This is a genomic window from Clavibacter vidaverae, assembly GCF_047529985.1.
Taxonomy (GTDB): Bacteria; Actinomycetota; Actinomycetes; order Actinomycetales; family Microbacteriaceae; genus Clavibacter; species Clavibacter nebraskensis_A.
On sequence record NZ_JBLJAM010000001.1, the window covers coordinates 2,140,378 to 2,162,966 of the forward strand.

At 74.9% G+C, this 22,589-nt stretch carries 23 protein-coding genes and 1 tRNA gene; 8 read left to right on the top strand and 16 right to left on the bottom strand.

Annotated elements, in window-relative coordinates:
- Positions 1–35: 35 nt before the first annotated feature.
- Positions 36–725 (top strand): TetR/AcrR family transcriptional regulator, encoded by a 690-nt coding sequence (locus ACMT9T_RS10130; protein WP_414745440.1) that lies wholly within the window; start codon positions 36–38, stop codon positions 723–725.
- A gap of 31 nt (positions 726–756) precedes the next feature.
- Here the strand turns inward: ACMT9T_RS10130 and ACMT9T_RS10135 are convergent, their stop codons facing one another.
- From ACMT9T_RS10135 to ACMT9T_RS10155, 5 genes are all read right to left on the bottom strand, one after another.
- Positions 757–1,347, bottom strand: a complete 591-nt coding sequence (locus ACMT9T_RS10135) for a dienelactone hydrolase family protein (RefSeq protein WP_414745441.1) — start codon at positions 1,345–1,347, stop codon at positions 757–759.
- 88 nt (positions 1,348–1,435) lie between these two features.
- Positions 1,436–2,185 (bottom strand): HEAT repeat domain-containing protein, encoded by a 750-nt coding sequence (locus ACMT9T_RS10140; RefSeq protein ID WP_414745442.1) that lies wholly within the window; start codon positions 2,183–2,185, stop codon positions 1,436–1,438.
- Complete coding sequence (locus tag ACMT9T_RS10145) at positions 2,182–2,913, bottom strand: alpha/beta hydrolase (RefSeq protein ID WP_414745443.1); 732 nt, start codon at positions 2,911–2,913, stop codon at positions 2,182–2,184. Before ACMT9T_RS10145 ends, ACMT9T_RS10140 begins: the two co-directional genes overlap by 4 nt.
- A 96-nt stretch (positions 2,914–3,009) precedes the next feature.
- Complete coding sequence (locus tag ACMT9T_RS10150) at positions 3,010–4,119, bottom strand: Gfo/Idh/MocA family protein (RefSeq protein ID WP_414745444.1); 1,110 nt, start codon at positions 4,117–4,119, stop codon at positions 3,010–3,012.
- Entirely contained in the window at positions 4,116–4,922 is an 807-nt protein-coding gene (locus ACMT9T_RS10155; protein ID WP_414745445.1) for a sugar phosphate isomerase/epimerase family protein, read from the bottom strand. Before ACMT9T_RS10155 ends, ACMT9T_RS10150 begins: the two co-directional genes overlap by 4 nt.
- 238 nt (positions 4,923–5,160) lie before the next feature.
- Between ACMT9T_RS10155 and ACMT9T_RS10160 the strand changes: the two genes are divergently transcribed.
- Together ACMT9T_RS10160 and ACMT9T_RS10165 are read left to right on the top strand one after the other, a co-directional pair.
- A complete protein-coding gene (locus ACMT9T_RS10160; protein ID WP_414745446.1) occupies positions 5,161–5,538 on the top strand; it encodes a VOC family protein in 378 nt (125 codons plus the stop codon).
- 371 nt (positions 5,539–5,909) lie between these two features.
- A complete protein-coding gene (locus ACMT9T_RS10165; protein ID WP_414745447.1) occupies positions 5,910–6,356 on the top strand; it encodes a hypothetical protein in 447 nt (148 codons plus the stop codon).
- A 134-nt stretch (positions 6,357–6,490) separates the two neighbouring features.
- On the opposite strand, the gene ACMT9T_RS10170 is transcribed toward ACMT9T_RS10165, so the two are convergent.
- The gene (locus ACMT9T_RS10170; RefSeq protein ID WP_414745448.1) at positions 6,491–7,810 is read right to left on the bottom strand and encodes a hypothetical protein; all 1,320 of its coding nucleotides are present in this window, start codon (positions 7,808–7,810) and stop codon (positions 6,491–6,493) included.
- Positions 7,807–8,169 carry a PadR family transcriptional regulator gene (locus tag ACMT9T_RS10175; RefSeq protein ID WP_414745449.1) on the bottom strand — a complete coding sequence of 121 codons (363 nt, stop codon included), beginning with the start codon at positions 8,167–8,169 and terminating at the stop codon, positions 7,807–7,809. Before ACMT9T_RS10175 ends, ACMT9T_RS10170 begins: the two co-directional genes overlap by 4 nt.
- A 123-nt stretch (positions 8,170–8,292) precedes the next feature.
- Between ACMT9T_RS10175 and ACMT9T_RS10180 the strand changes: the two genes are divergently transcribed.
- Positions 8,293–9,366 carry an alpha/beta fold hydrolase gene (locus ACMT9T_RS10180; RefSeq protein ID WP_414745450.1) on the top strand — a complete coding sequence of 358 codons (1,074 nt, stop codon included), beginning with the start codon at positions 8,293–8,295 and terminating at the stop codon, positions 9,364–9,366.
- On the opposite strand, the gene ACMT9T_RS10185 is transcribed toward ACMT9T_RS10180, so the two are convergent.
- From ACMT9T_RS10185 to ACMT9T_RS10205, 5 genes are all read right to left on the bottom strand, one after another.
- Positions 9,363–9,542, bottom strand: a complete 180-nt coding sequence (locus tag ACMT9T_RS10185) for a hypothetical protein (RefSeq protein WP_414745451.1) — start codon at positions 9,540–9,542, stop codon at positions 9,363–9,365. The two genes, ACMT9T_RS10180 and ACMT9T_RS10185, sit on opposite strands and share 4 nt — an antisense overlap.
- A 256-nt stretch (positions 9,543–9,798) precedes the next feature.
- Positions 9,799–10,764, bottom strand: coding sequence for a glutaminase A (glsA, locus tag ACMT9T_RS10190; protein ID WP_414745452.1), 966 nt, complete (start codon positions 10,762–10,764; stop codon positions 9,799–9,801).
- 256 nt (positions 10,765–11,020) lie between these two features.
- Entirely contained in the window at positions 11,021–11,236 is a 216-nt protein-coding gene (locus ACMT9T_RS10195; RefSeq protein WP_414745453.1) for a hypothetical protein, read from the bottom strand.
- 94 nt (positions 11,237–11,330) lie between these two features.
- Entirely contained in the window at positions 11,331–13,157 is a 1,827-nt protein-coding gene (locus tag ACMT9T_RS10200; RefSeq protein WP_414745454.1) for a RecQ family ATP-dependent DNA helicase, read from the bottom strand.
- A 100-nt stretch (positions 13,158–13,257) separates the two neighbouring features.
- Positions 13,258–14,328: a GTP-binding protein gene (locus ACMT9T_RS10205; protein ID WP_414745455.1), complete on the bottom strand. Its 1,071-nt coding sequence runs from the start codon at positions 14,326–14,328 to the stop codon at positions 13,258–13,260.
- Positions 14,329–14,372: 44 nt separating this feature from the next.
- On the opposite strand from ACMT9T_RS10205, the gene ykgO reads away from it, so the two are divergent.
- On the top strand, positions 14,373–14,495 hold the full coding sequence (gene ykgO, locus ACMT9T_RS10210) for a type B 50S ribosomal protein L36 (RefSeq protein WP_043667673.1): 123 nt from the start codon (positions 14,373–14,375) through the stop codon (positions 14,493–14,495).
- A 42-nt stretch (positions 14,496–14,537) separates the two neighbouring features.
- Here ykgO and ACMT9T_RS10215 read toward each other — a convergent pair whose 3' ends face one another.
- The 3 genes from ACMT9T_RS10215 to ACMT9T_RS10225 are packed head-to-tail and all read right to left on the bottom strand — an operon-like array spanning position 14,538 to position 18,695.
- Positions 14,538–15,728 (bottom strand): sensor histidine kinase, encoded by a 1,191-nt coding sequence (locus tag ACMT9T_RS10215; protein WP_414745456.1) that lies wholly within the window; start codon positions 15,726–15,728, stop codon positions 14,538–14,540.
- A 4-nt stretch (positions 15,729–15,732) separates the two neighbouring features.
- Positions 15,733–16,422 (bottom strand): response regulator, encoded by a 690-nt coding sequence (locus ACMT9T_RS10220; protein WP_414745457.1) that lies wholly within the window; start codon positions 16,420–16,422, stop codon positions 15,733–15,735.
- Positions 16,419–18,695 (bottom strand): bifunctional lysylphosphatidylglycerol flippase/synthetase MprF, encoded by a 2,277-nt coding sequence (locus tag ACMT9T_RS10225; RefSeq protein WP_414745458.1) that lies wholly within the window; start codon positions 18,693–18,695, stop codon positions 16,419–16,421. Before ACMT9T_RS10225 ends, ACMT9T_RS10220 begins: the two co-directional genes overlap by 4 nt.
- A 184-nt stretch (positions 18,696–18,879) precedes the next feature.
- Between ACMT9T_RS10225 and ACMT9T_RS10230 the strand changes: the two genes are divergently transcribed.
- On the top strand, positions 18,880–20,931 hold the full coding sequence (locus ACMT9T_RS10230) for an acyltransferase family protein (RefSeq protein WP_414745459.1): 2,052 nt from the start codon (positions 18,880–18,882) through the stop codon (positions 20,929–20,931).
- A 61-nt stretch (positions 20,932–20,992) separates the two neighbouring features.
- Here ACMT9T_RS10230 and ACMT9T_RS10235 read toward each other — a convergent pair.
- Positions 20,993–21,079 (bottom strand) — tRNA-Leu (locus tag ACMT9T_RS10235).
- 197 nt (positions 21,080–21,276) lie between these two features.
- On the opposite strand from ACMT9T_RS10235, the gene ACMT9T_RS10240 reads away from it, so the two are divergent.
- Both ACMT9T_RS10240 and ACMT9T_RS10245 read left to right on the top strand, forming a co-directional pair.
- Positions 21,277–22,008 (top strand): FHA domain-containing protein, encoded by a 732-nt coding sequence (locus tag ACMT9T_RS10240; RefSeq protein WP_414745460.1) that lies wholly within the window; start codon positions 21,277–21,279, stop codon positions 22,006–22,008.
- Positions 22,005–22,589, top strand: a complete 585-nt coding sequence (locus ACMT9T_RS10245; RefSeq protein ID WP_414745461.1) for an FHA domain-containing protein FhaB/FipA — start codon at positions 22,005–22,007, stop codon at positions 22,587–22,589. The genes ACMT9T_RS10240 and ACMT9T_RS10245 overlap by 4 nt, the downstream gene beginning before the upstream one ends.

A 22,589-nucleotide genomic window follows, 5' to 3' on the forward strand; every position in this document is an offset into this window, starting at 1 on the left:
GGCGCCTCGTGATCGCCACCTGCGAGGATGGCGGGATGTCCCAGGACGACAAGCCGGCCCGCGTCGGCCGCCCTCGCGCGGTGCCCGACGCCGGGTCCCCGCTGAGCCCGCGTGAGCAGATCCTCGACGCCGCCGCGGCGCTGTTCGCCGAGCACGGGCTGAGCGGGACGTCGACGCGCGCGATCGCCGAGCGGGTCGGGATCCGGCAGGCCTCCCTCTACTACCACTTCGCCGGCAAGGACGACCTGCTCGTCGAGCTGCTGACGCGCTCCGTGCGCCCCAGCCTCGACGTGGTGCGCGGCATCGAGGACCTCGTCCCCGAGCGCGCCTCGGCGGCCGCCGCCCTGCACGCGCTCGTGATGGTGGACTTCCGCACGCTCGCCGACACCCCGCACAACATCGGCACGCTCTACCTGCTGCCCGAGGTGCAGGGCGAGCGCTACGACGGGTTCCGCACCCAGCGACGCGAGCTGCAGGAGGCGTACGGGCGGATCGGCACGGCCGCGGCGAGCGCCGACGTGCGCGCGGGTCTCGGGCCGGAGGCGCTGGGGGCCGTGCTGATCCAGCTGGCCGAGCTCGTGATCCAGCTCCGCCGCCGCGGCGAGCCCGACGACGCCGATCGCGACGCGATCGCGGCCACGTGCCTGCGGGCGTGCGGGCTGGGGACGGCGGATATCGCGGAGGCTCGTCGCGACGCCGAGGCGCTGCTGGCCGTCACGGCCTGAGGCCGGGCGAGCGCACGGCCGCCCCGCCGCCTCAGCCGATGCGCGCCAGCAGCTCGAGCGACCGCTCGAGCACGAGGGCGGTGGCGACGGGATCCGACGACGGCAGCGACGCGTCCGTGAACAGGTGCGCGTCGCCGTCGTAGACGAACACCTCCGCGACCTCCGGGCCCACGAGCTCGACCAGCTCGCGCGCGCCCGCGAGGTCGCCCTCGCCGGCGAAGAACGGATCCCGCGCCATGCCGTGCACCTGCACGGGCACGCCCGCGGGCCAGGGCCCGAACGCCCACTCGGCGGACAGCGACACGAACGACTCGTAGAGCAGCGCACCGCGGGCGCCCGTCCGGGTCTGCGCGAGGCGCTGGGCGATGGATCCGCCCCACGAGACGCCCGCGTAGACCAGCTCGGCGGGCAGCCCCTCGAGCGCGCGCTCGGTGCGCTCGGCGACGACGTGGTCGGCGAGGCCGGCCATCAGCGCGAGGCCCGCCTCGATCGACTCGGGCAGGGCGCCGTCGAACAGGTCGGGCGCGTGCACGACGTGGCCGCCGTCCCGCAGCGCGTCCGCGAACGCGAGGACGCCGGGCGTCCGGCCCTGCACGTGGTGGAACAGCACGATCTCGGCCATGGGCGCGCCTCTCGTCGTCCGCGCGGACGCGGCTCCGTCGGCGCGCGCGGGCGTCGCGGGCCGTCGCTGCCCACGATAGGGAGCGCGGTCAGCGCGGGGAAGGGCGGCGGCCGTCGGTCTCCGCCGCGAGGTGGCCGCCGAAGGACAGGCGGCGCGCGTCGTCCACGGCGTCCTCGAAGCGGAGGGACGGGTCGCGGAGCATCGCGAGGGTGGCGAGCGCGTGGATCCGCACCCGCGCGTCCGCCGCCTGCCGCGACCGCTCGACCACCTGCACCGACGCCTGCCCGAGCGCGACGAACGCGCGCGTGAGGCTGTGCTGCATCTCGGCGGATCCGCGCCCCAGCTGCGAGGCAAGCTCCCGCAGGAGGAACCGGGCGCCCGCCGGGTCGCGGTCGGCGTCGATCAGGCCCGACGCCGTGCGCCACGCGGTGCGCGCCACGTGCTCGTCCCGGTCGCGCAGCAGCTCACGCCCGATGGCCGGCAGCGCCCGCCGGTCGCCGATCTTGGAGAGCGTGTGCAGCGCCTGGCTGCGCGCCTGCGGGATGGGCGAGACGAGCTCCGCGACGAGCGGCGGGATCGTCCGCTCCGGGTCGTGCCGGATCAGCGCCCAGGTGAGCATCTCGCGCACGTTGAGGTCGGGCTCGACGCGGCAGCGGTGGATGAGGCCCTCGACGAGCGCGGGATCCGGCCGGGTGCCCGCGGTGAGCGCGGCCTGCAGCCGGGCGGACGGGTCGGGCGCGCGGAGGGCGGAGGCGAGGCGGGCGGCGATCTCGGCGTCGGCGGGTCGGGCGGGGCGCGCAGGATCCGGCGCGGCATCGTCGCGGGCGGGGTCCGTCACAGCACGTCCTCGACGCCAGCGAGCACCCGGTCGGGGTCCTCGAGCTGCATGTCGTGGTGGATCCCCGGAAGCCGCCGGACGTCCCACCCGGCGCCCTCGAGCTCGACGGCGTACGCATCCGGCAGCACCGAGGTCGCGTCGTCGGAGAGCACGATCGTCGACGGCACGGCGGGCGCGCTCACCGCGAGCGGGTGGAAGGCGACGTCGCGGAAGACGCCGATCGCCATGCCGCGGTCGAAGCGTCCCTGCGCCGCGTCGAGCGAGGCGCGGACGGCGGCCGGGTAGGCCGCGCGCACGCGGGCGGCGGCGCGGGCCCGCGGGATCTGCGCGGCGGCGAGCCCCACGAGCGGCGCCGCCCAGAACAGGCGGGCGCGGATCCCCGTGGTCGGCAGCGCGAGCCGGAACCCGGGGTCGAGGTAGATCGCCCGCACGGGCTGGAGGCGGGCGACCGCGCGCACCAGCACGGATCCCCCGAGCGAGTGCCCGACGACCGCGTCGAGGCCGCGCGGCAGTGACGCGGCGACGTCGTCTGCCATGTCCTCGATGCCGTAGGACGCGGCGCGGTCGCTCTCGCCGTGCCCGCGGAGGTCGACGGTCGTGACGGTGAAGCGGCCGGTCGCGACCAGCCGGTCGACGACGGGCGCCCAGGTCGCGCCGTCCGCGCCGAGGCCGTGCACGAGCCCGACATGGCGCGCGCCGGATCCGGTGGTGACGCGGTGCAGCTGCATGGCTCCAGTCTCCCCCGCGGGCAGCCGCGCGCCGAGCGCACGACGGCCCCGCCTCCGCTACCGGATGCGGGGCCGTCGTGACGACCGGTCGCGGCGCTACAGCGTCGCGGCCGCCGGGTCCCAGTCCTCGGCGAGCGGCGTCGGCTTCTCGACGCTCGACGCGACCTTCACGACCTCGCGGCTGTCGGCCGCGTCGCGGATCGCGAGCAGCACGTCGAGCACGTGCGCCGCGACCTCGCCGGATGCGCGCACCGGGTCGCCGCCGCGGATGCTGCGCGCGAGGTCCAGCACGCCGGAGCCCCGGCCGTACGTGGATCCGGCCGCCGTCAGCGTCTCGGGCTCCTGCTGCCCGAAGCGCCACAGCTGGCTGTCGCCCTCGAAGGTGTTCGGGTCGGGGAGCACGATGGTGCCCTCGCTGCCCGAGATCTCGACGAAGCCCATGCGCGGCAGCGCGTTCTGGAAGCTGAACGTGGACTGCGCCGACTGCCCGCCCGCGAACGAGATGAGCGCCGCGTGGTGCGTGGGCACCTCCACCGGGAAGTCGGTGCCCGCGCGGGGTCCGCTGCCGATGGTGCGCGTGGTGCGCGACGTCGAGGAGACCGCGCTCACCGTCTCGGCCGCGCCGAACGCGTGCACGAGCGTGGTGACGTAGTACGGGCCCATGTCGAACAGGGGTCCGGCGCCCTTCGCGAACAGGAACTCGGGGTTCGGGTGCCAGGCGTCGGGGCCGGGCACGTGGAAGAGCGTCGTCGCCGTGAGCGGCTCGCCGATGTCGCCGCGGGCGATGGCGCGCATGGCCGACTGGATCCCCGCGCCGAGCACGGTGTCGGGCGCGCACGCGACCTGCACGCCGGCCGCGCGGGCCGCCTCGAGCAGGTCCTGGCCGGACGCGTGATCCAGCGCCAGCGGCTTCTCGCTCCACACGTGCTTGCCGGCGGCGACGATGCGTCGGCCGACCTCCGCGTGCGTGGCGGGCAGCGTGAGGTTCACGACGATCTCGATCTCGTCCATGGCGAGGAGCTCCTCGACGGTGCCGTGGTGCGGCACGCCGTGCTCCTCGGCGCGCGAGCGCGCCCGGTCGAGGTCGATGTCGGCGACGAACAGGACCTCGAGGTCCGGCATCGCCGTCATGTTCTCCAGGTAGGTGCCCGAGATGACGCCCGCGCCGATGACGCCGACGCCGACGCGGCCGGTGCCGCCGGTCACTTGTCGTTCTCCGCGAGCCAGGCGAAGGACGCCGCGATGCCGTCGAAGACGTCGCCGGCGTAGTCGTCGAACTCGACGACGCGCAGCGCGTGCGGGGCGGCCGCGAGCACGGCGGCGACGTCGACGTCGCCCTGGCCGGCGGGCTCCTGCATCTTGAAGGCCTGGGCGAGCTCCTCGGGCACGACGAGCGCGGACTCGGCGCTCGGCAGCACGTTCGCGATGGCGTCGGAGATCTTGCCGTCCTTCACGTGCAGGAACTGAACGCGGTCGCCGAGCTGCTGGAGGAGGGCCGGCGTGTCCATGCCGCCGACGGTCGACCAGAAGGTGTCGAGCTCGAGCACGACGTCGGCGTTCAGGCGCTCCACGAAGAGCTCGTAGATGGGGCGGCCGTCGACCTTGTTCGCGAACTCCCACTGGTGGTTGTGGTACCCGAAGGCGAGCCCGCGCGCGGCGGCCTGCACCTGCAGATCGTTGACGCGGTCGGCGATGCGGTGCGCGTCGTCGGCGGTCTGCCAGCGCTCGCTCGGGATGAACGGGTCGATGACGGTCTGGATCCCGAGCTTCGCGGCGGCGTCGAAGGTGCGGGCGGCCTGGTCGTCGTCGCCGTCGATGACGGGCGCGTGGCCGGAGGGCGCGGTGACGCCGGACGCCGCGAAGGCGGCGGCGAACTCGTCGGCGCGCTCGACGAACGCGTACGGCTCGACCTGCGTGTAGCCGATCTCGGCGACGCGGGCGACGGCGCCCTGCAGGTCCGCGGAGACAGCGTCGCGGACCGTGTAGAGCTGGACGGAGGGGGCGGTCATGGTCGCTCCTTTCAGGAGGGTGACTGGTGGCCCGACGGCGCCGCACGCTCCTGCCGTCCGCGTGAGGACGACTGAGCCACGATGCCCGCAGGGTGTTCCGGCGCAGGAGGCGCCGCGTCGTCAAACCTACCGGTGGTCGGGGTCCGGATCCCAGGGGTAGGGCCGGCGGATCCTGGTCGGTCCGCATCCCCGGTGCCAGGCTGGCAGCACCCGCTCGACGAGGAGAGAAGGAACGCCCATGAGGATCCGGCAGACGATCGTGGTGCTCGACGCACCGGACCTGGCCGCGGAGAGCGCGTTCTGGGCCGGGCTCCTCGACGGCGAGGTGCACGAGGGCGGGGACTGGCACTACGTGTCCTTCGACGCCGGCTGGCAGATCGGGATCCAGCCCGCGCCCGACTTCGTGCCGCCCGTGTGGCCGGGCGAGGGGCCGCGCCAGCAGCAGCAGATCCACCTGGACTTCTACGTCGACGACCTCGACGAGGGCCGTGAGCGCGTGCTCGCCCTCGGCGGTCGCCTGCTCCAGCCCGCGGAGGACCCGACGGCGCCCGACCGGTTCGACGTGTACGCGGATCCGGCGGGGCACCCGTTCTGCCTGTGCGTATCTGAGGGCTGAAGCTGTACGCCAAAACCGCCGGATCCTTGCGATCCGATCTAGCCCACCGGGTCCGCACCACCAATATCTGTGATGAATAGTCGATATATAGGAGATATGTGTCAAAGTCAGCCAGCGAGATAAGACTCATGCAGACTCACCGTCTCGAGGCGTTCATATTGCGTGCTCGTCGTATATGCGAACACTCGCTTCTCAGTGATCTGCAAGCCGCGACGATGTACGGGGAGATCACTTGGAAAATGCGCTTAGCGCCAAACGGAGCTCTTCTGTCTCTATCCGCCTCAGTGCCACCCGAAGAGGCATTGGAATCACTGGCTGCCCGTGTCCGACCCCTTCTACTTCAGAAAGAAGAGGTTAGCCTTTACAAAGTAATGAAGACTGTACGATTTTTTGCAGATCAACAGCAGGATGCAGAGGCCTCAGAGCACTTGGATGCCGTGAAGAGTCGATTCGATGGCATCGCGTCTGAAAATGCCGGTCAATACCGCGTCCAGGTATACGACGAAGCAACGGGCGTCGAAGTGGCATGCACGAACCTTGAACTTGCAGAAGCTTGGCTCTACGGCGATGTTGTTCACGCCGACACGGCCAAGCACTTTGCCGCGATGAGTTTCGGCATAGGAGAACGCTATGCGGCAGCGGTCGGTGTTTACATGAATACCGCGCTTATTACAAAGGCCTTGCTCACTGTTGTGCAACAGCTTCAGCAACGCGACCCCTCGATTTGCTCAGTATCATCGATAACGTCGCCCGTGGTCGCAGACATTAAAGACGGACAACTGTACTCAATGGCGTTTTCTGACCCGAAAGCCGAGTGAGGCACGAGCCCTCGTTGCCAAACTAATCGCACGAACCGGCAGCGCCATCGAAACGACCGTCGCCCCGCAAGCGGCCGTTGGCCCGCTGCGCTCGGGCGGTGACTCGGGGTCCTAAGAGGCGCCCGCGCCTCCGACTAGGCGGGCTGCGGCCGTCGGCCCGCGCGCGAGCGACGGGACACGAGGACGGCCGTGACGACGCCGAGCACGGGGGCGACGAACGTGCCGGTGACGGCGACGATCATGCCCGCGAAGGCGGCGATCCCGATGGTGACGCCGACCGTGAGGACCACGCGCACGACCCGACCGCCGGGCAGGACGGGCAGGAGGAGCGACGTCCCCGCCAGCCCGACGAGGACCGCCGCGACCTGCAGGTATCCCTCCGGCGCAGCGTCGACGTCGGGCGCCGAGTAGGAGACCGCGTTCGTGAGGAACGCCGCGCCCAGGCAGACCGCAGCGGGGATGACGACGCGTCCCATTCGCGGCCGGAGCGCGGCCGCGCCGGCGACGACCGGGAGGATCGCGACGACCGAGCCGATCGCGATGCCGACGCGCATGGCATCCGTCGCGTCGCCGACGGCCGGCACCCACACGCTGCCGGCGAGCGCGAAGGCGGCGCACGCGAGCCCGAGGGCGGATCCGACGAGCGCCGTGGTCACGACGGTGCGTCGCCCGGGGGCGGACAGCGGGGCGTGGGCGACGGGTGCCGACGCGGATCCGGCCGCCGTCCGACTGCCATGCCCGCGCGCGCGATGCCGCGCCGACGCGATCAGCGCCGCCAACGCGAGCGCCACCGCGCCGGAGGACAGGGCGACGACGCCGACGAGGAGCGCGCCGGGCAGGGCAACGACGACCGCGACGATCCAGCGGGCGACGGCCGAGCGGATCCCCAGCAGCCCCGCCAGCACGACCGCCAGCGACGCCGCTCCGAGCAGCCAGGCGGCGAGCGCGAGCGCCCCGAAGGCCGACCCGAACGCGCCCTGCGGCACCCCGGCGTCGGCCTCGTCGAACCCGACCGACCACGCCGCCGCCGCGAACCCGCCGAGGATCCACGACGGCACGGCGAGCGCCGCCGCCGCGAGCGCCGACTCGGCCCGCAGCACGCCCGACCTGCCCACCAGCCCGAGCAGCGCGACGGTCGCGAGGAGCGCGGCGGCCCACGGCATCGCGAGGAGCACGGGCGATCCGAGGAGCGCTCCCGTGAGCATCGCGGCCGGCAGCGCCACCGCCAGGACGAGCGCGACGCCCGCGAGCACGAGGATCGCCCGCGGCGTCACCCGCTCGAGCAATCCGTGGGCGCGGAGCGACCACGCCTCGCCGCGCGTCGGCCGCGCGCGGCCCTCGGCGTCGGCGTGCTCCTCGAGGGTGTCGAGCATCACGTCGCCGTCGGCCCGGCGCCACCGCGCGGGGTACCAGCGGAGGAGCCGGGCGTACGCGGCGCGGCGGTCGGCGGTCACGCGCGAGCCGCCCTGGAGGTGGCGCGCGGGGTCGCGACCGGCTGGCGACGGGCGGGCGCGGAGGCGATGCTCGCCCGGGCGGCGGCGGCGCGCGCCTGCAGGCGGTCGGCCTCCGCCTCGAGCTCCCCGCGGCCGACGTCGGTGATCTCGTAGTAGCGGCGAGCGCGGCCGTCGACGACCTCCTCGCCCGCGGTGCGGATCCGGCCCTCGCGCACGAGCCGGTCGAGCGACGCGTAGAGCGTCGTCACCCGCAGCGTCACCTCCCCGTCGCTGAGGCGGGCGACGTCGGCGAGCACGGCGTACCCGTGGCGGCGTCCGGCGGCGAGCGCGGTGAGGATCCAGAAGGCGGTGGCGGTCATGCACGGGACTATACCCACCATGGGAACATCTGCGCCCGGTCGGCGAGCGGATGCGCTCGGCGGTCGTCCGGCGCCCGTGCCCTAGCGTGAGGGCGGCGGACGGACCGCCGCAGGAGGCACCGGATGACGCAGCACGGCCGCCCCGCCACCACGGTCCGCGTCACCCGCCTCGTGCATCGCGGCCTCACCGTGCGGATCAGCACCCTCGGCAGCGCAGGCGACCGCGCCTTCGTGCTCGTCCCCGGCATCGGCGTGAGCTCCGACTACTTCGAGCGCCTCGCGCCGCGCCTCGACGCGTACGGAACCGTGCACGCGCTCGACCTGCCGGGCTTCGCGGGCGTCGCGCACCCCGGCCGCGGGGTCGAGATCCGCGAGTACGCCGACCTCGTGGGGGCCGCGATCGAGGACCTCGGCCTCGACGACCCCGTGCTCGTCGGCCACTCCATGGGCACGCAGGTCGTGGCGGACCTCGCGGCCCGGCGTCCCGGGATCAGCACGGTGGTGCTCATCAGCCCGGTCGTCGACCCGGCCGCGCGCTCCATCCCGCGGGCCGTGACCCGCTTCCTGCGCTCCTCGGTGCGGGAGCCGAGCCGGATCCAGGTGCTCGCCGTCCGCGCGTACCTCGTCTGCGGCGTCCGCTGGTTCCTCCGGGTGCTGCCGCGGATGATGGCGTTCCCGATCGAGGCACGCCTGCCGGAGATCACCGCGAGCACGCTCGTGATCCGCGGCGAGCACGACGCCGTCGCCCCGCGCGCGTGGGTGGAGGAGATGGGACGCCTGCTGCCGCGGGCCAGGCTGTGGGAGATCCCGGGCGCCGCGCACTCGGTGATGCACGACCACGCCGACGAGGTCGCCCGCCTCTGCGTCGCCCACCTCGAGCGGCCGCCCGGCGAGGGCTCCTCCACCGAGGACGCCTCGGCCCAGCTGCGCCGCTTCCCGGAGGGCGAGGAGCGGCCCGACGAGGAGCACGCGGACTTCGCGCCCACGCTCCGCGACTCGATCCGCGCCCTCCGCGCCCAGGTCGCCGAGGGCCTCGCGATCCACCGCGACGACGACGCCGCGATCGGCCGCGCCAAGACCGCGCACGCGGAGGCGATGGCGGACGCGGCGGAGCGGGCGCGGCGGCGGCGCGCGCGGCGGCGGGCGCGCGGACGCGCGGACGCGTCACCCGCGGCTAACCCCCGGTCCGGCCGCTAGCGCGGAGCGTCGTCCGAGCGCGCGCCCGTCGTGCCGGGGCCCGACGTCGACGCGCTGCCCACCGCCCGCTCCAGGGCGGCCAGCCGCGCCTCGATGCGCTCCGTCGCGCGCCGCGTCCGCACGACGGACACCGCGATCACGACGCCGAGCACGACGCAGGCGAGGGGGAGCAACAAGGACACGATGCTGCCGAGCACGAGCCCGGCCATCGGTCCGCCGGGGCCGCCCGGGCCGCCGAACTCCTCCAGCGTGGGGGGTTCGAGGCCGGCGAGGGCGATGAGCGCGAGTGCGGTGAGCGCGAGTGCGGTGATGGGGTCCTCCAGCGGTCGACGGGCGCGTCCGGGCGACGCTACCCGCGCACCCGGGGCGGACGGAAGGGGTCACCGGGATGGCCGCGCCCATGGGAGGGGAGCGAGCGGCCGGAGACCCTCCTCACTCCCCCGCGCCGCCGAACGCGTGCAGCCCCAGCTGGTCCGCGAGCTCCCGCGCGAGCCGGGCGCCGCGCACGCTCGTGCCCTGGTCGTCGAGCGGCGGGCTGAACACGGCGGCGCCCAGCCTGCCGGGCGCGGACAGGACGATGGCGCCGGAGACGCTCGACTTCGCGGGCACGCCGACCTGCCGCATCCACCGGCCGGAGCCGTCGTAGACGCCGCACGTCGCCATCACGGAGACGACGTCGCGCGCGACCTGCGCGGAGACGACGCGTGACCCGGTCAGGGGGTTACGCCCGCCGCACGCGAGCGTCGCGCCCATCGCCGCGAGGATCTCGGGCGTCACGAGCACGGCGCACGCCCGCGCGTAGGCGGCCACCGCGTCGTCGGCCGAGACGTGCAGCGTGCCCTCCGAGCGCATGAGGTGCGCGAGCGCGTGGTTGCGGTCGCCGAGGAGCTGCTCGCACTCGGCGACGTCCTCGTCGACCTCGAGGTCCCGGCCTGCGAACGCGCTGAGGCCCGCGAGGATCCGCTCGGTCCGCTCCTCGAGGGAGGATCCGCGCACGAGGCTCGCCGTGAGGATCGCCCCCGCGTTCACCATCGGGTTCGGCGGCCGGCCGGTGCCGCTCTCGAGCTTGATCGCGTCGAACGCCTCGCCCGTCGGCTCGATGCCGACCGCGTCGAGCGCGGCCCCGTCGGTGTCGGCGAGCGCCAGGGCGAAGAGGAACGGCTTCACGGCCGACTGGATGGAGAAGGGGTGCGCGCTGTCGCCCGCCGTGTGCGTGCGGCCGTCGGGCGTGACGAGCGCGATGCCGGCGAGCGACGGATCCGTCTCCGCGAGCTGCGGGATGCTGTCGTCGACCTGGCCGCCGTCCTCCTCGGCGACGGATGCGAGGAGCCCGTCGAGGTCGAGCGCGTGGGCGGCGTCGTGCGCCGTGTCGTGCGAGGCGGATCCGGGAGGGGTCATGCCTCGAGCCTGCCAGCGCGGGCGGCGGGCGACCCGAGCGGACCGCGGCCGCGGATCCTGCCGTGACCGCGACTCCGCGGAAGGGGGTGTGGCCCGGCCTCCGTGCACGGAGGACCGGGCGGCCAGGCGTTCTCCCCCGAGACGCCGGCGCTGCGCGAGGACTGCCCACCCGAAGGGCTCGTCCCGCTGATTGACAACGTAGGCCAACGGGGACCTCCATGCATCCGCATCGACGCTATGCGGCTAGTCCGACCGGTCAGCCGACGGTGTCGCGGGGATCCGTGCCGGCGTCCCGCGCCTGCCGCGCGTCGCGCGAGACGAGCCGCTGGAACAGGACGAGGAGCACGGCGATCCCGATCGGGATCCACCCCCGCGGGTTCCCGACCACGAGCCCGGCGACGCCCGCGAGCGCGATGGCGATCGCCGTGCCGTAGGTGATCCAGCGGCTGCCGTGGAGGAAGGAGAGGTGCATGGATCCACCCTCGCAGAGACCACGACGGGCACGCAGGGCGGCCGACGCCATCCCCGCACCCGCGATCTCGGCCGAGGACGCGCCAGGAGCGCGATCACACCGGCTGCAGCAGCGCCCCCTCCTCCACGAGCTTCCGCGACAGCACGCGGTACCCCTCCTTCTCGAAGAACACGGTGATCCGGTCGTCCTCCGTGCTCATCACGGTGCCAGGCCCCCACTCCGCGTGGGTGACCTGCGACTGCGCGGGGAACATCTCGTCGGGGGCTCCCGGAGCGGAGTCGGTGTCGGCATCCGCGTCGCCCGCGTCCGCCGTCCCCATGGCCTCCTCGTGCGCGTCGTCCTCGTCGAGCCGGTCGCACACGTCGCAGTTGCCGCAGCGCTCCGGGGAGTCCTCGCCGAAGTAGCCGAGCAGGTACTGGCGGCGGCAGTGCGGCGCCTCCGCATAGCCGCGCATCATCTCGAGCCGCGAGACCTCGATCCGCTCACGCTCCTGGGCGACCTCCTTGGCACGGGCGGCGGCCTCCCGCGGATCCAGCTCCTCCCGCACGAAGGCGCCCTCGCGGTCGGATCCGAGCACGCCCGCGTCCACGAGCAGGTTCAGCACGCCGCCGACGGTGCGCGCGGACATGCCCGCGCGCTCGGCGACCGCGGCCGGACGGACGGGCCCGTCGACGCCGGCGACCGCGACCGCCGCGTACACGTCGCGCAGGCTCGCGGGCTTCGGCGTGCGCGCCGCGAAGAAGCGGCGGAGCCCGAGGTCCTCGTGGCGGTAGTGCAGGATCCCGACGGCCGGCTCCCCGTCGCGCCCCGCGCGCCCGACCTCCTGGTAGTACGCGTCGACCGACTCGGGCGGCGCCGCGTGGATCACGTACCGCACGGTCGGCTTGTCGATGCCCATGCCGAACGCGCTCGTCGCGACCACCACGTCGACGACGTCCTCGTGGAAGGCCTGCTGCACGCGCTCGCGCTCGGCCGCCGGGAGGCCCGCGTGGTACGCCGCGGTGCGCAGCCCCGCCGCCTGGATCTCCTCCGCGTACTGCTCCGCGTCCTTGCGCGTCGCCACGTAGACGAGCCCCGGCTGCGTCTGCTCGACGACGTGGGCCGCGATCGCCCGCCGCTTCTCGGCCTCCTCCGTGTGGCGGCGCACCTCGAGCCGGATGTTCGGCCGGTCGAAGCCGCTGGACAGCACGAACGGGTCGCGGAGGCCGAGGCGCTCCTCGATCTCGACGCGGATGGGCGTGGATCCGGTCGCCGTCATCGCGACGGTCGGCGGGTGCCCGAGCGCGTCGATCACGCCGCCGAGCCCCAGGTAGTCCGGCCGGAAGTCGTGGCCCCACGACGCGACGCAGTGCGCCTCGTCGACCACCACGAGCGAGACCCCGCGCGCCACGAGCCGCTCGACGACCTCGTCGCGCGCCAGCTGCTCGGGCGTGAGGAACACGATCCGGGCTCCCGGCTCCTCCACGGTCGCCCACGCCTCGTCGAGCGCCGCGCCGCGGATGGTGCTGTTGATCACGCGCGCGGGCGGCGCGGCGGGCGCGTCCTCGAGGTTCTGCACCTGGTCGGCCTGCAGCGCGATGAGCGGCGAGACGACCACGGTCAGGCCCTCCATCAGCACGGTCGCCACCTGGTAGATCGCGGACTTGCCGTAGCCCGTGGGCATCACGACGAGCGCGTCGCGGCCGCGGACGAGCGGACCGATGGTGCGCACCTGGCCGTCGTGCAGCTCGTCCCAGCCGAAGGCCTCGCGGGCGACGCGCAGCGCGTCCTCGGGCTCGGGGCCCGGCGCGGGCTCGGGCACGATGGCCGGATCCTCGGCGGCGGGCCGCTCGTCAGGCGTGCGGTCGCGGTCGGCGTCGGCGGTGCGGGTGCTGGTGCGGGTCGTGCGGGTCGTGCCCGCCGCGGTGCGGTTCTGCTTCACCTCCCCACTGAACGCCGGGGGCCGAGCAGTGACCAGGCGCGCGGATCCGCTCTCGGCGGACCGTCACCCTCCCCGGCGTCCGGGCGCGCCGCGCGGGCGCTCAGTCGGCGTCGACCCGCGGGAACGGATCCGCGTACCCCGCCCACGCGGCCGGCCCCGCCGCGAGCTCCTCGCCCGTGAGCACGGCCCGGCCGATCGCGCGCCGCAGCACCGGCGCTCGCAGCCCCACGCCGAAGAACGCGATCTCCGTGCCGCGCGGCGCGTGCTCCTGCCACGGGTCGATCCCGGTGGGCTGCAGCGTCAGCATGGATCCCACGCTCGACCACCCGCCCACCTCGCCCGGACGCGACGCCAGCGACACGAACCCCTTCGAGCGCAGCACCAGCCCCGCGCGGTCGGGCCGCAGCTCCTCCTCCACCGCGCGCGCCAGGCGCTCCGGGTGCAGCGGCCGGGGATCGCTCACGACGACCGAGCCCACGGGCCCGTCGAGCCGGTCGATCTCCGCGGGCCGCGACGCGGATCCCGCCGCCGTGATCTCCCGCATCCACCCCGCCGACGCCGCCAGCCCCTGCACGTCGCCCCACCGCGGCAGCCGCCCGAGCGCGAGCGGACGGCGCGCGTCGAGCACGGTGGCCCGCGGCGCCAGCCGGCGCACGAGCGCGAGCAGGGTGCCGCGCGACTCCACCGGCACCCGCGCCATCCCGGTCAGCACGACCACGGTCGCGTACTCCACGAGGTCGGCGAGCGTCTCGGCCTCCTCGAACGCGTCCTCGACGCGCCCGAACGCGATGGCGTGCAGCCGGTCGGCGGGCACGACGGAGACCACGTGGCGCAGCCCGAAGCCGGATCCCGGCCCGCCGACCGCGCGCTGCAGCTCGTGCTCACGGCGCAGCAGCAGGTCGAGCCCCATGCCGGTCGCCCGGGCGTCGGCGCCCGCGGGGATCCCGACGACGGCCTCCGCGCCCGGCCCGCGCTCCGCTAGGTCGTCGAGGAACCGCGCGATGGGCTCGACGGGATCCGCCTCCTCGGGCGGCAGGACGAGCAGCGTCGCCGCGACGTCCTCGACGGCGTCCCGGAGCACCGCGCGCAGCCCGGATCCCTCGCCCACCACGAGGACGACGCCCGACGGGGGCTGCGGGTACACGGGGAGGGGGACGTCGCGAGCGGGCATGGCGGTAGTCTATTGAGAACTGTTCTCACGAAAGGACCATCCCCATGAAGGTGCGCAACTCGATCAAGGCCCTGAAGAAGCTCCCCGGCGCGCAGGTCGTGCGCCGCCGCGGCCGCGTCTTCGTCATCAACAAGCTGACCCCGCGCAACAAGGCGCGCCAGGGCTGACGACCGCGGGCGCGCTTCCCGCGGCGAGCGCGGCGACCGGAGTCAGAGCGGGAAGCGCAGCCGCAGCAGGTGGGATCCGTCGGGCCGCGTCCCCGCCTCGAGGCTCCCGCCGAGCAGCTGCGCGCGCTCGCGCAGGCCGGTGAGCCCGTGGTGCCCGCTCGGCAGGTCGAGGAGCGGCAGCGTCGCGCGCCCGGCCTCGACCTCGACGACCACGTGCCCCGCCTCCAGCCGGCCGGTGACCCGCACGGCCGCGCCCGTCGCGTGCTTCCGGGCGTTCGTGAGGCCCTCCTGCACCGTGCGGTAGACCGCGCGCTGGGCGGCCGCGGGCAGGTCGTCGGGGAGGTCGACGGCGGTCTCCACGTGGATCCCGCTGGCCGCCACGAGCGCCGGCACGTCGCCGAGCGTGGGCTGCGGCGCGAGCTCGCGCCGCTCCCCGCCGGCGGCCCGCAGCAGCTCGACCATGCCGCGCAGCTCCTCGAGGGTCACCGTGCTGAGGCCGCGGATGGTGCGCGCCGCCTCCCGCGAGCGCTCGTCGGGCGCGCCCATCTGCATCGCGCCCGCCTGCACGGCGATGAGGCTGACCTGGTGCGAGACCACGTCGTGCATCTCGCGCGCGAGCACCGCGCGCTCCCGGGCGAGCGCCACCTGGGCGGCCTGCCGCTGCCCGAGGCTCTGGGCCGCCCGGAGCTCGCGCAGCTGCACGGCCGCCGTCCGTCGCTCTCGGAGGAACGCGCCGAGCAGCGCCGGCCCGACGGTGTACAGGGTCGCCTCCACGAGGGGCTCGACGAGCGACGGCAGGTCCTGCGGCGGCCAGACGGGCGCCAGGTACGCCACGGCGGCCGCGCCGCTGCCCACCGCGACCCGCCAGCGCGCCGAGCGCGACAGGCCGAGGTCGAACAGGGCGACGACCAGGGGCACGTAGGCGATGCCGAAGTAGAAGGCGGGGATCGCGGCGGCGAGGCTCAGCCAGGGCCAGCGCCTGCGGAGCAGCAGTCCGAGGCACGCGACGACGCCCGCGGCCGCGTCCCACGGCGAGGTGGCCGAGGCGATGAACGGGTACGAGGCGGTGACGGCGATCCCGACGAGCAGCAGGTCGACGAGGACCGCCCGGATGCGCTCGGCCGCGAGCCCGCGGCCCGGGCGCTCGGCGGCGGGGTCGTCCTCGCCGTGGGCGTCGCGCTCGCGATCCGCCGGGCGCGCGGCGGCGCTCGCCCGTCGGATCACGCGCATCATCCGGTCACCGTCGCGGCACGAGCCCGGCGCGGTCGGCGACCACGGCCGCCTCGACGCGCGAGCCGACGCCGAGCGCCTGCACGATCGAGCTGACCGTCTCCTTCACCGTGCCGAGCGTGAGCCCGCACTCCGCGCCGATCTCGGCGTTCGACAGCCCGCGCGCCAGCGCCTTCAGCACGGTCACCTCGCGGTCGCCGAGCCGGTCGACGCGCGCCCGCTCGCCGTCGTCCTCGAGGCTGCGGAAGAGGCGGCCCGGCCGCAGCCCCGGCGCGAGCACGATGCCGCCGGACGCGAGCGTGAGCACGTGCCGGGCGAGCTGCTCCGGATCCGTGTCCTTCAGCAGGAAGCCGGACGCGCCGCGGTGCAGCGCCTCGAGCACCTGGTCGTCGGTGTCGAACGTGGTGAGCATCGCGACCGCGGGCGGCCGGGGCTCGGCCATCAGCTCGGCGAGGATCGTGAGGCCGTCGGGCGCGGGCATCCGGATGTCGAGGAGCACCACGTCGGGCGCGTGCTCGCGGACGGTCGCGACGGCCGTGTCGCTGGAGACGGCGGCCCGCACGGCGATGCGCGGGGAGGCGCCGAGCACCATCGCGATGCCGGAGCGCACGAGCGACTCGTCGTCGACCACGACCACGCTCACGACGGGCTCCGTCGGGGCGGACGAGCCGGCGTGCGCGTCGGATCCGGTGCTCACGCGTCGCGCCTCCCGCCGCGGGATCCGCCGTCGGCGCCGTCCGCGCCGCTCCGGTCCCCCGTCTGGCCGAGGCTAGCGCCCCGTGCCGCGCGCGAGGCCGCGCGCGCCGCCCGGCGCACCTCCCGGGAGTGCGCGCGCGCCGCGCGGAGCGCGCCGGCGAGCTGGCGGATCCGCAGCGTCGGGACGTACGCGGCCGTCAGCGCGCGCCCGATCGGCGCGAGGTCGGCCGCCGTGGGGCAGGCGAGCCAGAGCGTCTCGTAGCGCGGGTCGAACTTGGCCTTGAAGCGCAGGAGGGAGGTGAAGCCGTAGGACGGCTCGAGCACGCGGCCGGTCGCGGTCAGCAGGCGCGCGACGAGGCGGTCGACGGCCCCGCGGGGACGCGCGGTGCCGACGCCGGCGAGCGGCGTGCCCGAGAGGCTGAGCGTCTCGAGCCCCTCCTCCTGGAAGGTGCGCGCGGCGGTGGCGATGAGGAACTCCATCACGCCGGGCATGGGGTCGGCGCCGCGGCGCATCACGTCGAGCGTGCGGCCCACGAGGCGGCCGTCCCGGTGGACGGGAAGCCAGCTGGTGACGCCGTGCACGCGGCCGGACGCGTCGACGGCCACGAGCATGCGCACCTCGGGGTCGTCGAGCTCGCGCAGCCCTCCGAGGGTGAAGCCCATCTCGGGCAGGGCCTTGGCGTCGGCCCAGTCGCCGCTCAGCGCGTCGACGGCGGCGCGCAGGCCGTCGGGCAGGCCGCGGTAGGTGCCCCACAGCGCGTCGACGCCGTCGCGGGCCGCGCGGTTGGTCGCGGTGCGGAGGTCCTGTCGGCGCTTGCCCGACGTCGAGAAGCCGGCGAGGTCGATCACGGCCTCCTCGGCGACCGGCGTGACGCTCCAGCCGAGCTCCGCGAAGACCGGCAGGTGGCTCGAGTGGATGCTGTAGAAGGCGGGCACGAGGCCCCGCGCGGAGCAGTGCCGGGCGAAGGCGCGGATCGTCGCGGGCGCGTCGGCGGCGGACGCCATCGGGTCCGAGACGGTGAGGGCCACCCCGTGCGCGGCGCGGTAGGCCACGGCCCCCCGAGCGGACGGGTCGTCGTCGGCCGCGAACCAGTGGCTGCTGCCCGACCACGTGCCCATGAAGCCGAGCGACCCGGCGTCGGACCGCATCAGCTGCGCGAGCACGCGGTCGCGCCCGGCCGGGCGCCCCTCGACGGCCGCGCGCTTCGTGAACGAGCGGCGGCGGGCGACGAGGACCACGAGGGCGGTCGCGGGCAGGAGCCACGTGGTGAGCACCAGCAGGGGCAGCTCGACGTCGATCCAGGAGGCGGTCGTGAACGTGAACCAGTCCTCCGCGAGCGGGATGACCGTGTTGTACCAGGCGAGGAGGCCGGTCACGAGCAGCAGCGCCGTGATCCCCAGCACGAGCCCCAGCCGACGCCCGCGGAGCAGCAGCGCGACGGACACGATGAGCACGCACAGCACGGCGACGGTGCTGCCCGGGTCGAGCAGCGTGCCCATGCTGCTCAGCACGCCGATCGCGTCGCCCGAGACCGCGGCGATCCACCAGCTGAGCGTGACGGTGCCGAGCACGGTGGCGGCGACGACGCGGGCGCTGGATGCGGCGGCGTCCTTCCACGCGGGGAGGGGGGACAGCGGCACGAGGATCCGGCCGAGGCCGAGGCCGATGAGGAGCGCGACGCCGCGCGTGAGGTCGACGCCGTGGCCGCCCGCGAGGAGTCCCGCCAGCACGGCCGCGAGCACGGCGGCGCGGAGGCCGTCGCGGTGCGCGGGCGCGAGGCCCCGGCTGGCGGCGGCCGCGACCGCGACCAGCACGACGGAGGGCGCCCACAGCCGGTCCGCCGCGTCGATCTGCGAGTAGAGGTCGCCGAGCGCGACGCCCGCCGCAAGGAGGAGGGAGGCGACGGCGACGGGTGCCAGCGAGCCGAGGGCCGCGACGAGCGCGGTGCGGAGGACGCCGATCCGGCTCTCCGACCAGGCGAGCACCGTCACGGCGACGGCCACCGCGATGGCCGTGGCGGCGGGATGGGCCAGCTCGCCGAGGCCGGCCATGGCGGCCATCCAGGCGCTGCCGGCGGGGACCGCGAGGACGGCGAGCGGGTGGCGGGCGATCGCGCGGCCGAGGATCCGGAGGGCGCTCGGCGCCGCGGCGGCCGGGGCCGATGCGGCGGACGCGGACGCGGCGGCGGATGCACCCGCCGTCGGCGGCAGGTCGTCGGGGTCGGCGGACGGGCGGGCGGCGGAGGCGGTGGGGGCGAGCGTCGGGTGCGGCACGTCCCCAGTGTGCGGAGCGGGGGTGCGCGGGCGCGTCCGCCTGAGGATCCGAGCGGCCCGCCCTTCGGCTGACCCGCTCCGCCGATCGGCTGACGCCCGCTCCGCCCCCGCCTCGCGTGGTCCGGGCCCGTCCGCCCACGCGGCATACTCGGCGTAGTCGTGGACGGGGGAGGCGATGCGGCCGATGACGGCGGGGCGGATCGGCGCGGGCGGCGACGCTCCCCCGCGCGCGTCCCCGCGACGCGCCGACATCCAGGGCCTCCGCGCCGTGGCGGTCCTCGCCGTGGTCCTGTTCCACGCCGGCCTGCCGCTCCCCGGCGGCTTCCTCGGCGTGGACGTGTTCTTCGTGATCTCCGGCTTCGTCATCACGCGGATGCTCCTGCGCGAGCACGCGGCGACGGGCCGCATCGAGCTCGGCCGGTTCTTCGGCCGGCGCTTCCGGCGGCTCGCGCCCGCCCTCGTGACCGTCCTCCTCGTCACGCTCGTGGCGTCCGACCTCATCCAGTCCCCGCTCATCGGCGAGACGACGACCCGGACGGCGCTGGGCGGGCTGGCGGGGGTCGCGAACGTCGTGATATACCGCACCACCGGCGGGTACTTCGAGCCCGCAGCGGCGTCGAACCCGCTGCTGCACATCTGGTCCCTGTCCGTCGAGGAGCAGTTCTACCTCGTCTTCCCCGTCCTCCTGCTCGCCCTGCTCCTCCTCGCCCGGAGGTCGCGCGCCCGTGCGCTCCCGGCCGCGGTGCTGCTGGGGATCACGGCCGCCTCCGCCCTCGTCGCCATGGCGGCCGCCGCCGGGATCGACCTCCCCGGTCCGCAGTTCCCCACGAGCTTCTACAGCCCGGTGACCCGCGCGTGGGAGTTCGGGGCGGGCGCGCTCGTGGCCATGGTCCCCGCCGCCCGCGTGCCGCGGTCGCCGCGGGTCGTCGTCGCGCTCCACAGCCTGGGGGCGGGGCTCCTCGCGGTCTCGCTCGTCGCGATCGACGCGTCCGTCCGGGGTCCGGGTCCCGCGACCCTCCTCCCCGTCGCCGGCACGGCCCTGCTGCTGCTCGCGGGCGCGGACGCCTCCGGTCCCGTCGCCGCGGTCCTCCGCTCCCGGCCGTCGGTCCGGATCGGCGACATCTCGTACTCGTGGTACCTCTGGCACTGGCCGGCCATCGTCCTCACGTCCGCGCTCGTGCCGGACAGCACGCCGGCGAAGGCCCTCGCGGCCGTCGCCGCCCTCGTCCCCGCCGTCCTCTCGTACCGCTGGATCGAGCAGCCCGTCCGGCAGGCCCCGGCACGCGGGAAGGCGAGGACCCTGCGGCTGGCCGCCGTGCTCCTCGTCCCCGCGGCGCTCGTCACGGGGACCGCGAGCGTCGCCTCCGACCACGGCTGGGGGATCCCGGAGGTGCAGGCGATCCGCGCGCAGCACGCGGGATGGGACACGTGCATGTCCTTCGCGACGCTGGGGGAAGGATCCGCGGCCGACCCCGACCCCGCGCGCTGCACCTGGGACGCGGAGGCGACGGGACGGCCCGTCCTCCTCGTGGGCGACTCGAACGCCAGCCACTTCAGCGAGCCGGTCATCGCGGCGTCCCGCGCGCTCGGCCGGCCCATGACGATGCGGACCGCCGCCGCCTGCCCCTTCATCGACGTGCACCGGCAGGTGGGCACCACGTACGAGGCGCCGGACCGCGCGTGCCGGCAGTACTACGAGACGACGCTCGCCTGGCTGGAGGGCGAGCCGGCCGGGACCGTCGTCATCGCGAGCACGGAGGGGTACTGGTCGGGCGGGGAGGCCGCGATCGGCTCGACGCCGCAGGACGTGAGCAGGGACGTGACGGCGAGGTCGGCCGCCCTCACCGCCGGTCTCACGAGGACGGTGGCGGCGCTGCGGGACGCGGGACACGACGTGGTCCTCGTGCAGTCCGTGCCGCACCCCGCCTTCAGCGGCCACACGGGCGTGCCCGAGAGCTGCTCCGTGCTCGCGCTGGCCACGAGGACGTGCGTGCTGTCGGTCCCGCGGGCGGAGGTCGAGGCCGTGCAGGCGCCGAGCAGGGCGACGATCGCCGAGGTCGCGGCGTCCACGGGGGCCACCGTGCTCGACCTCCGCGAGTCCTTCTGCGACGCGACCTCGTGCTCCCTGAACCGGGACGGCGAGCTGCTCTACCAGGACCCCATGCACCTCACGGTGGGGGCGAGCAGGGCGTTCACGTCGCGGTTCGCGGAGGCGCTGGCGCCGTCAGCCCCCTGACGCGAGAAGGCCCGGTGACGCGAGAAGGCCCCCGGGAGATCCCGGGGGCCTTCTGCTCTGCTGGTGCGCGAGGGGGGACTTGAACCCCCACGTCCTCACGGACACACGGACCTGAACCGTGCGCGTCTACCAATTCCGCCACTCGCGCCAACCGGACGACATTATCACGCCCAGGAGCCGGATCCGCGCGCCGCCGCCCGCTCCGCCCCACCGCGAGCGCCGCCCCGGGCCCGGTCGGCGCCGCTGCCGCACGCGCCGTGGGGCCGGTGTCCAGGGCCTCGACGCGCGAGTTGGCTAACATCGCACTATTCATCCGCGGAAGGACCGCGCGAGGACGGATCACACGTGGGAATCCTGGACAACTTCGAGAAGGGCCTCGAGCGCGCCGTCAACGGCGCCTTCGTGAAGACCTTCAAGTCCGGCCTGCAGCCCGTGGAGATCGTGGCCCAGCTGCGACGCGAGCTCGACACGCACGCCGCCATCGTCGACCGCGACCTCATCCTCGTCCCCAACTCCTTCACGCTCCGCGTCTCCCGCGCCGACCACGAGCGCATGGAGTCCATCGGCTCCACGCTCACCGACGAGCTGCGCCAGGCGGTCGAGCGGCACGCGTCCACGCAGGGCTACCAGTTCGCCGGCGTCGTGCAGGTCTCCTTCCGCCGCGACGACCAGCTGTCCGAGGGCGTGCTCGGGATCGACAGCCGCACGGTCGAGGGCAGCGTCACGTGGATCCCCGTCGTCGACGTCGCCGGCACCCGCCACCCCCTCGCCGTCGGCCGCACGGTCATCGGCCGCGGCAGCGACGCCGACATCACGGTCGACGATCCCGGCACCTCGCGCCGCCACGTGGAGATCGCGTGGGACGGCACCCGCGCCCAGGTCCGCGACCTCGGATCCACCAACGGCTCGGAGCTGAACGGCGCGCCCGTCACGAAGGCCCCGCTCCCGCCGGAGTCCGTCATCCGCATCGGCCGCACCGCCATCACGTTCCGCGTGGTCCCGCAGGCCACCGAGGAGCGCGGCGGCCGCGCTCCCCAGGGCCAGCGCCACGACGACGGGTTCTGGGGAGCCTCATGACCGAGCTGACCCTCCTCGTCCTCCGCCTCGCGTTCCTCGCGGTGCTGTGGCTGTTCATCTTCGGCATCGTCTACGCCCTCCGCTCCGACCTCTTCGGCCAGCGCGTGCGCAAGCTCCGCGAGGAGACGGGCTCGGCCGGCGGATCCCCGTTCCCGCAGTCGCCGTACGCCGCGTCCGCCGCCGCCCCGCCGCGCGCCGCCCAGCCCTCCGTGCAGCCGCCGCCCATCTCGACCATGCCGTCCGGCGCCAACTCGGGCGCCGTCCCGTCCCGCGCGAAGGCCACCACCTCCACGGCCCGCCACCTCGTCATCACCTCGGGCGCCAAGGCCGGCACCGAGATCCCGCTGGGCACCGAGCCGCTCACCATCGGCCGCTCGAGCGAGTCGGGCCTCGTGATCCGCGACGACTACACGTCCACGCACCACGCGCGCCTGCTCCTCTGGAACGACGAGTGGATGATCCAGGACCTCGACTCCACCAACGGCACCTTCCTCGACGGCAAGCGCGTGAGCGTGCCGACGCAGGTGCCGCTCGACACGCCGATCCGCATCGGCGCGACCAGCTTCGAGCTCAGGCGGTAG

Coding starts and splice junctions, on each gene's coding strand:
- ACMT9T_RS10245 (WP_414745461.1), top strand. CDS start 22,005: ATGACCGAGCTGACCCTCCTCGTCCTCCGCCTCGCGTTCCTCGCGGTG.
- ACMT9T_RS10145 (WP_414745443.1), bottom strand. CDS start 2,913: ATGCAGCTGCACCGCGTCACCACCGGATCCGGCGCGCGCCATGTCGGG.
- ACMT9T_RS10215 (WP_414745456.1), bottom strand. CDS start 15,728: ATGATGCGCGTGATCCGACGGGCGAGCGCCGCCGCGCGCCCGGCGGAT.
- ACMT9T_RS10230 (WP_414745459.1), top strand. CDS start 18,880: ATGACGGCGGGGCGGATCGGCGCGGGCGGCGACGCTCCCCCGCGCGCG.
- ACMT9T_RS10135 (WP_414745441.1), bottom strand. CDS start 1,347: ATGGCCGAGATCGTGCTGTTCCACCACGTGCAGGGCCGGACGCCCGGC.
- ACMT9T_RS10195 (WP_414745453.1), bottom strand. CDS start 11,236: ATGCACCTCTCCTTCCTCCACGGCAGCCGCTGGATCACCTACGGCACG.
- ACMT9T_RS10205 (WP_414745455.1), bottom strand. CDS start 14,328: ATGCCCGCTCGCGACGTCCCCCTCCCCGTGTACCCGCAGCCCCCGTCG.
- glsA (WP_414745452.1), bottom strand. CDS start 10,764: ATGACCCCTCCCGGATCCGCCTCGCACGACACGGCGCACGACGCCGCC.
- ykgO (WP_043667673.1), top strand. CDS start 14,373: ATGAAGGTGCGCAACTCGATCAAGGCCCTGAAGAAGCTCCCCGGCGCG.
- ACMT9T_RS10180 (WP_414745450.1), top strand. CDS start 8,293: ATGACGCAGCACGGCCGCCCCGCCACCACGGTCCGCGTCACCCGCCTC.
- ACMT9T_RS10165 (WP_414745447.1), top strand. CDS start 5,910: ATGAAGACTGTACGATTTTTTGCAGATCAACAGCAGGATGCAGAGGCC.
- ACMT9T_RS10175 (WP_414745449.1), bottom strand. CDS start 8,169: ATGACCGCCACCGCCTTCTGGATCCTCACCGCGCTCGCCGCCGGACGC.
- ACMT9T_RS10155 (WP_414745445.1), bottom strand. CDS start 4,922: ATGACCGCCCCCTCCGTCCAGCTCTACACGGTCCGCGACGCTGTCTCC.
- ACMT9T_RS10130 (WP_414745440.1), top strand. CDS start 36: ATGTCCCAGGACGACAAGCCGGCCCGCGTCGGCCGCCCTCGCGCGGTG.
- ACMT9T_RS10160 (WP_414745446.1), top strand. CDS start 5,161: ATGAGGATCCGGCAGACGATCGTGGTGCTCGACGCACCGGACCTGGCC.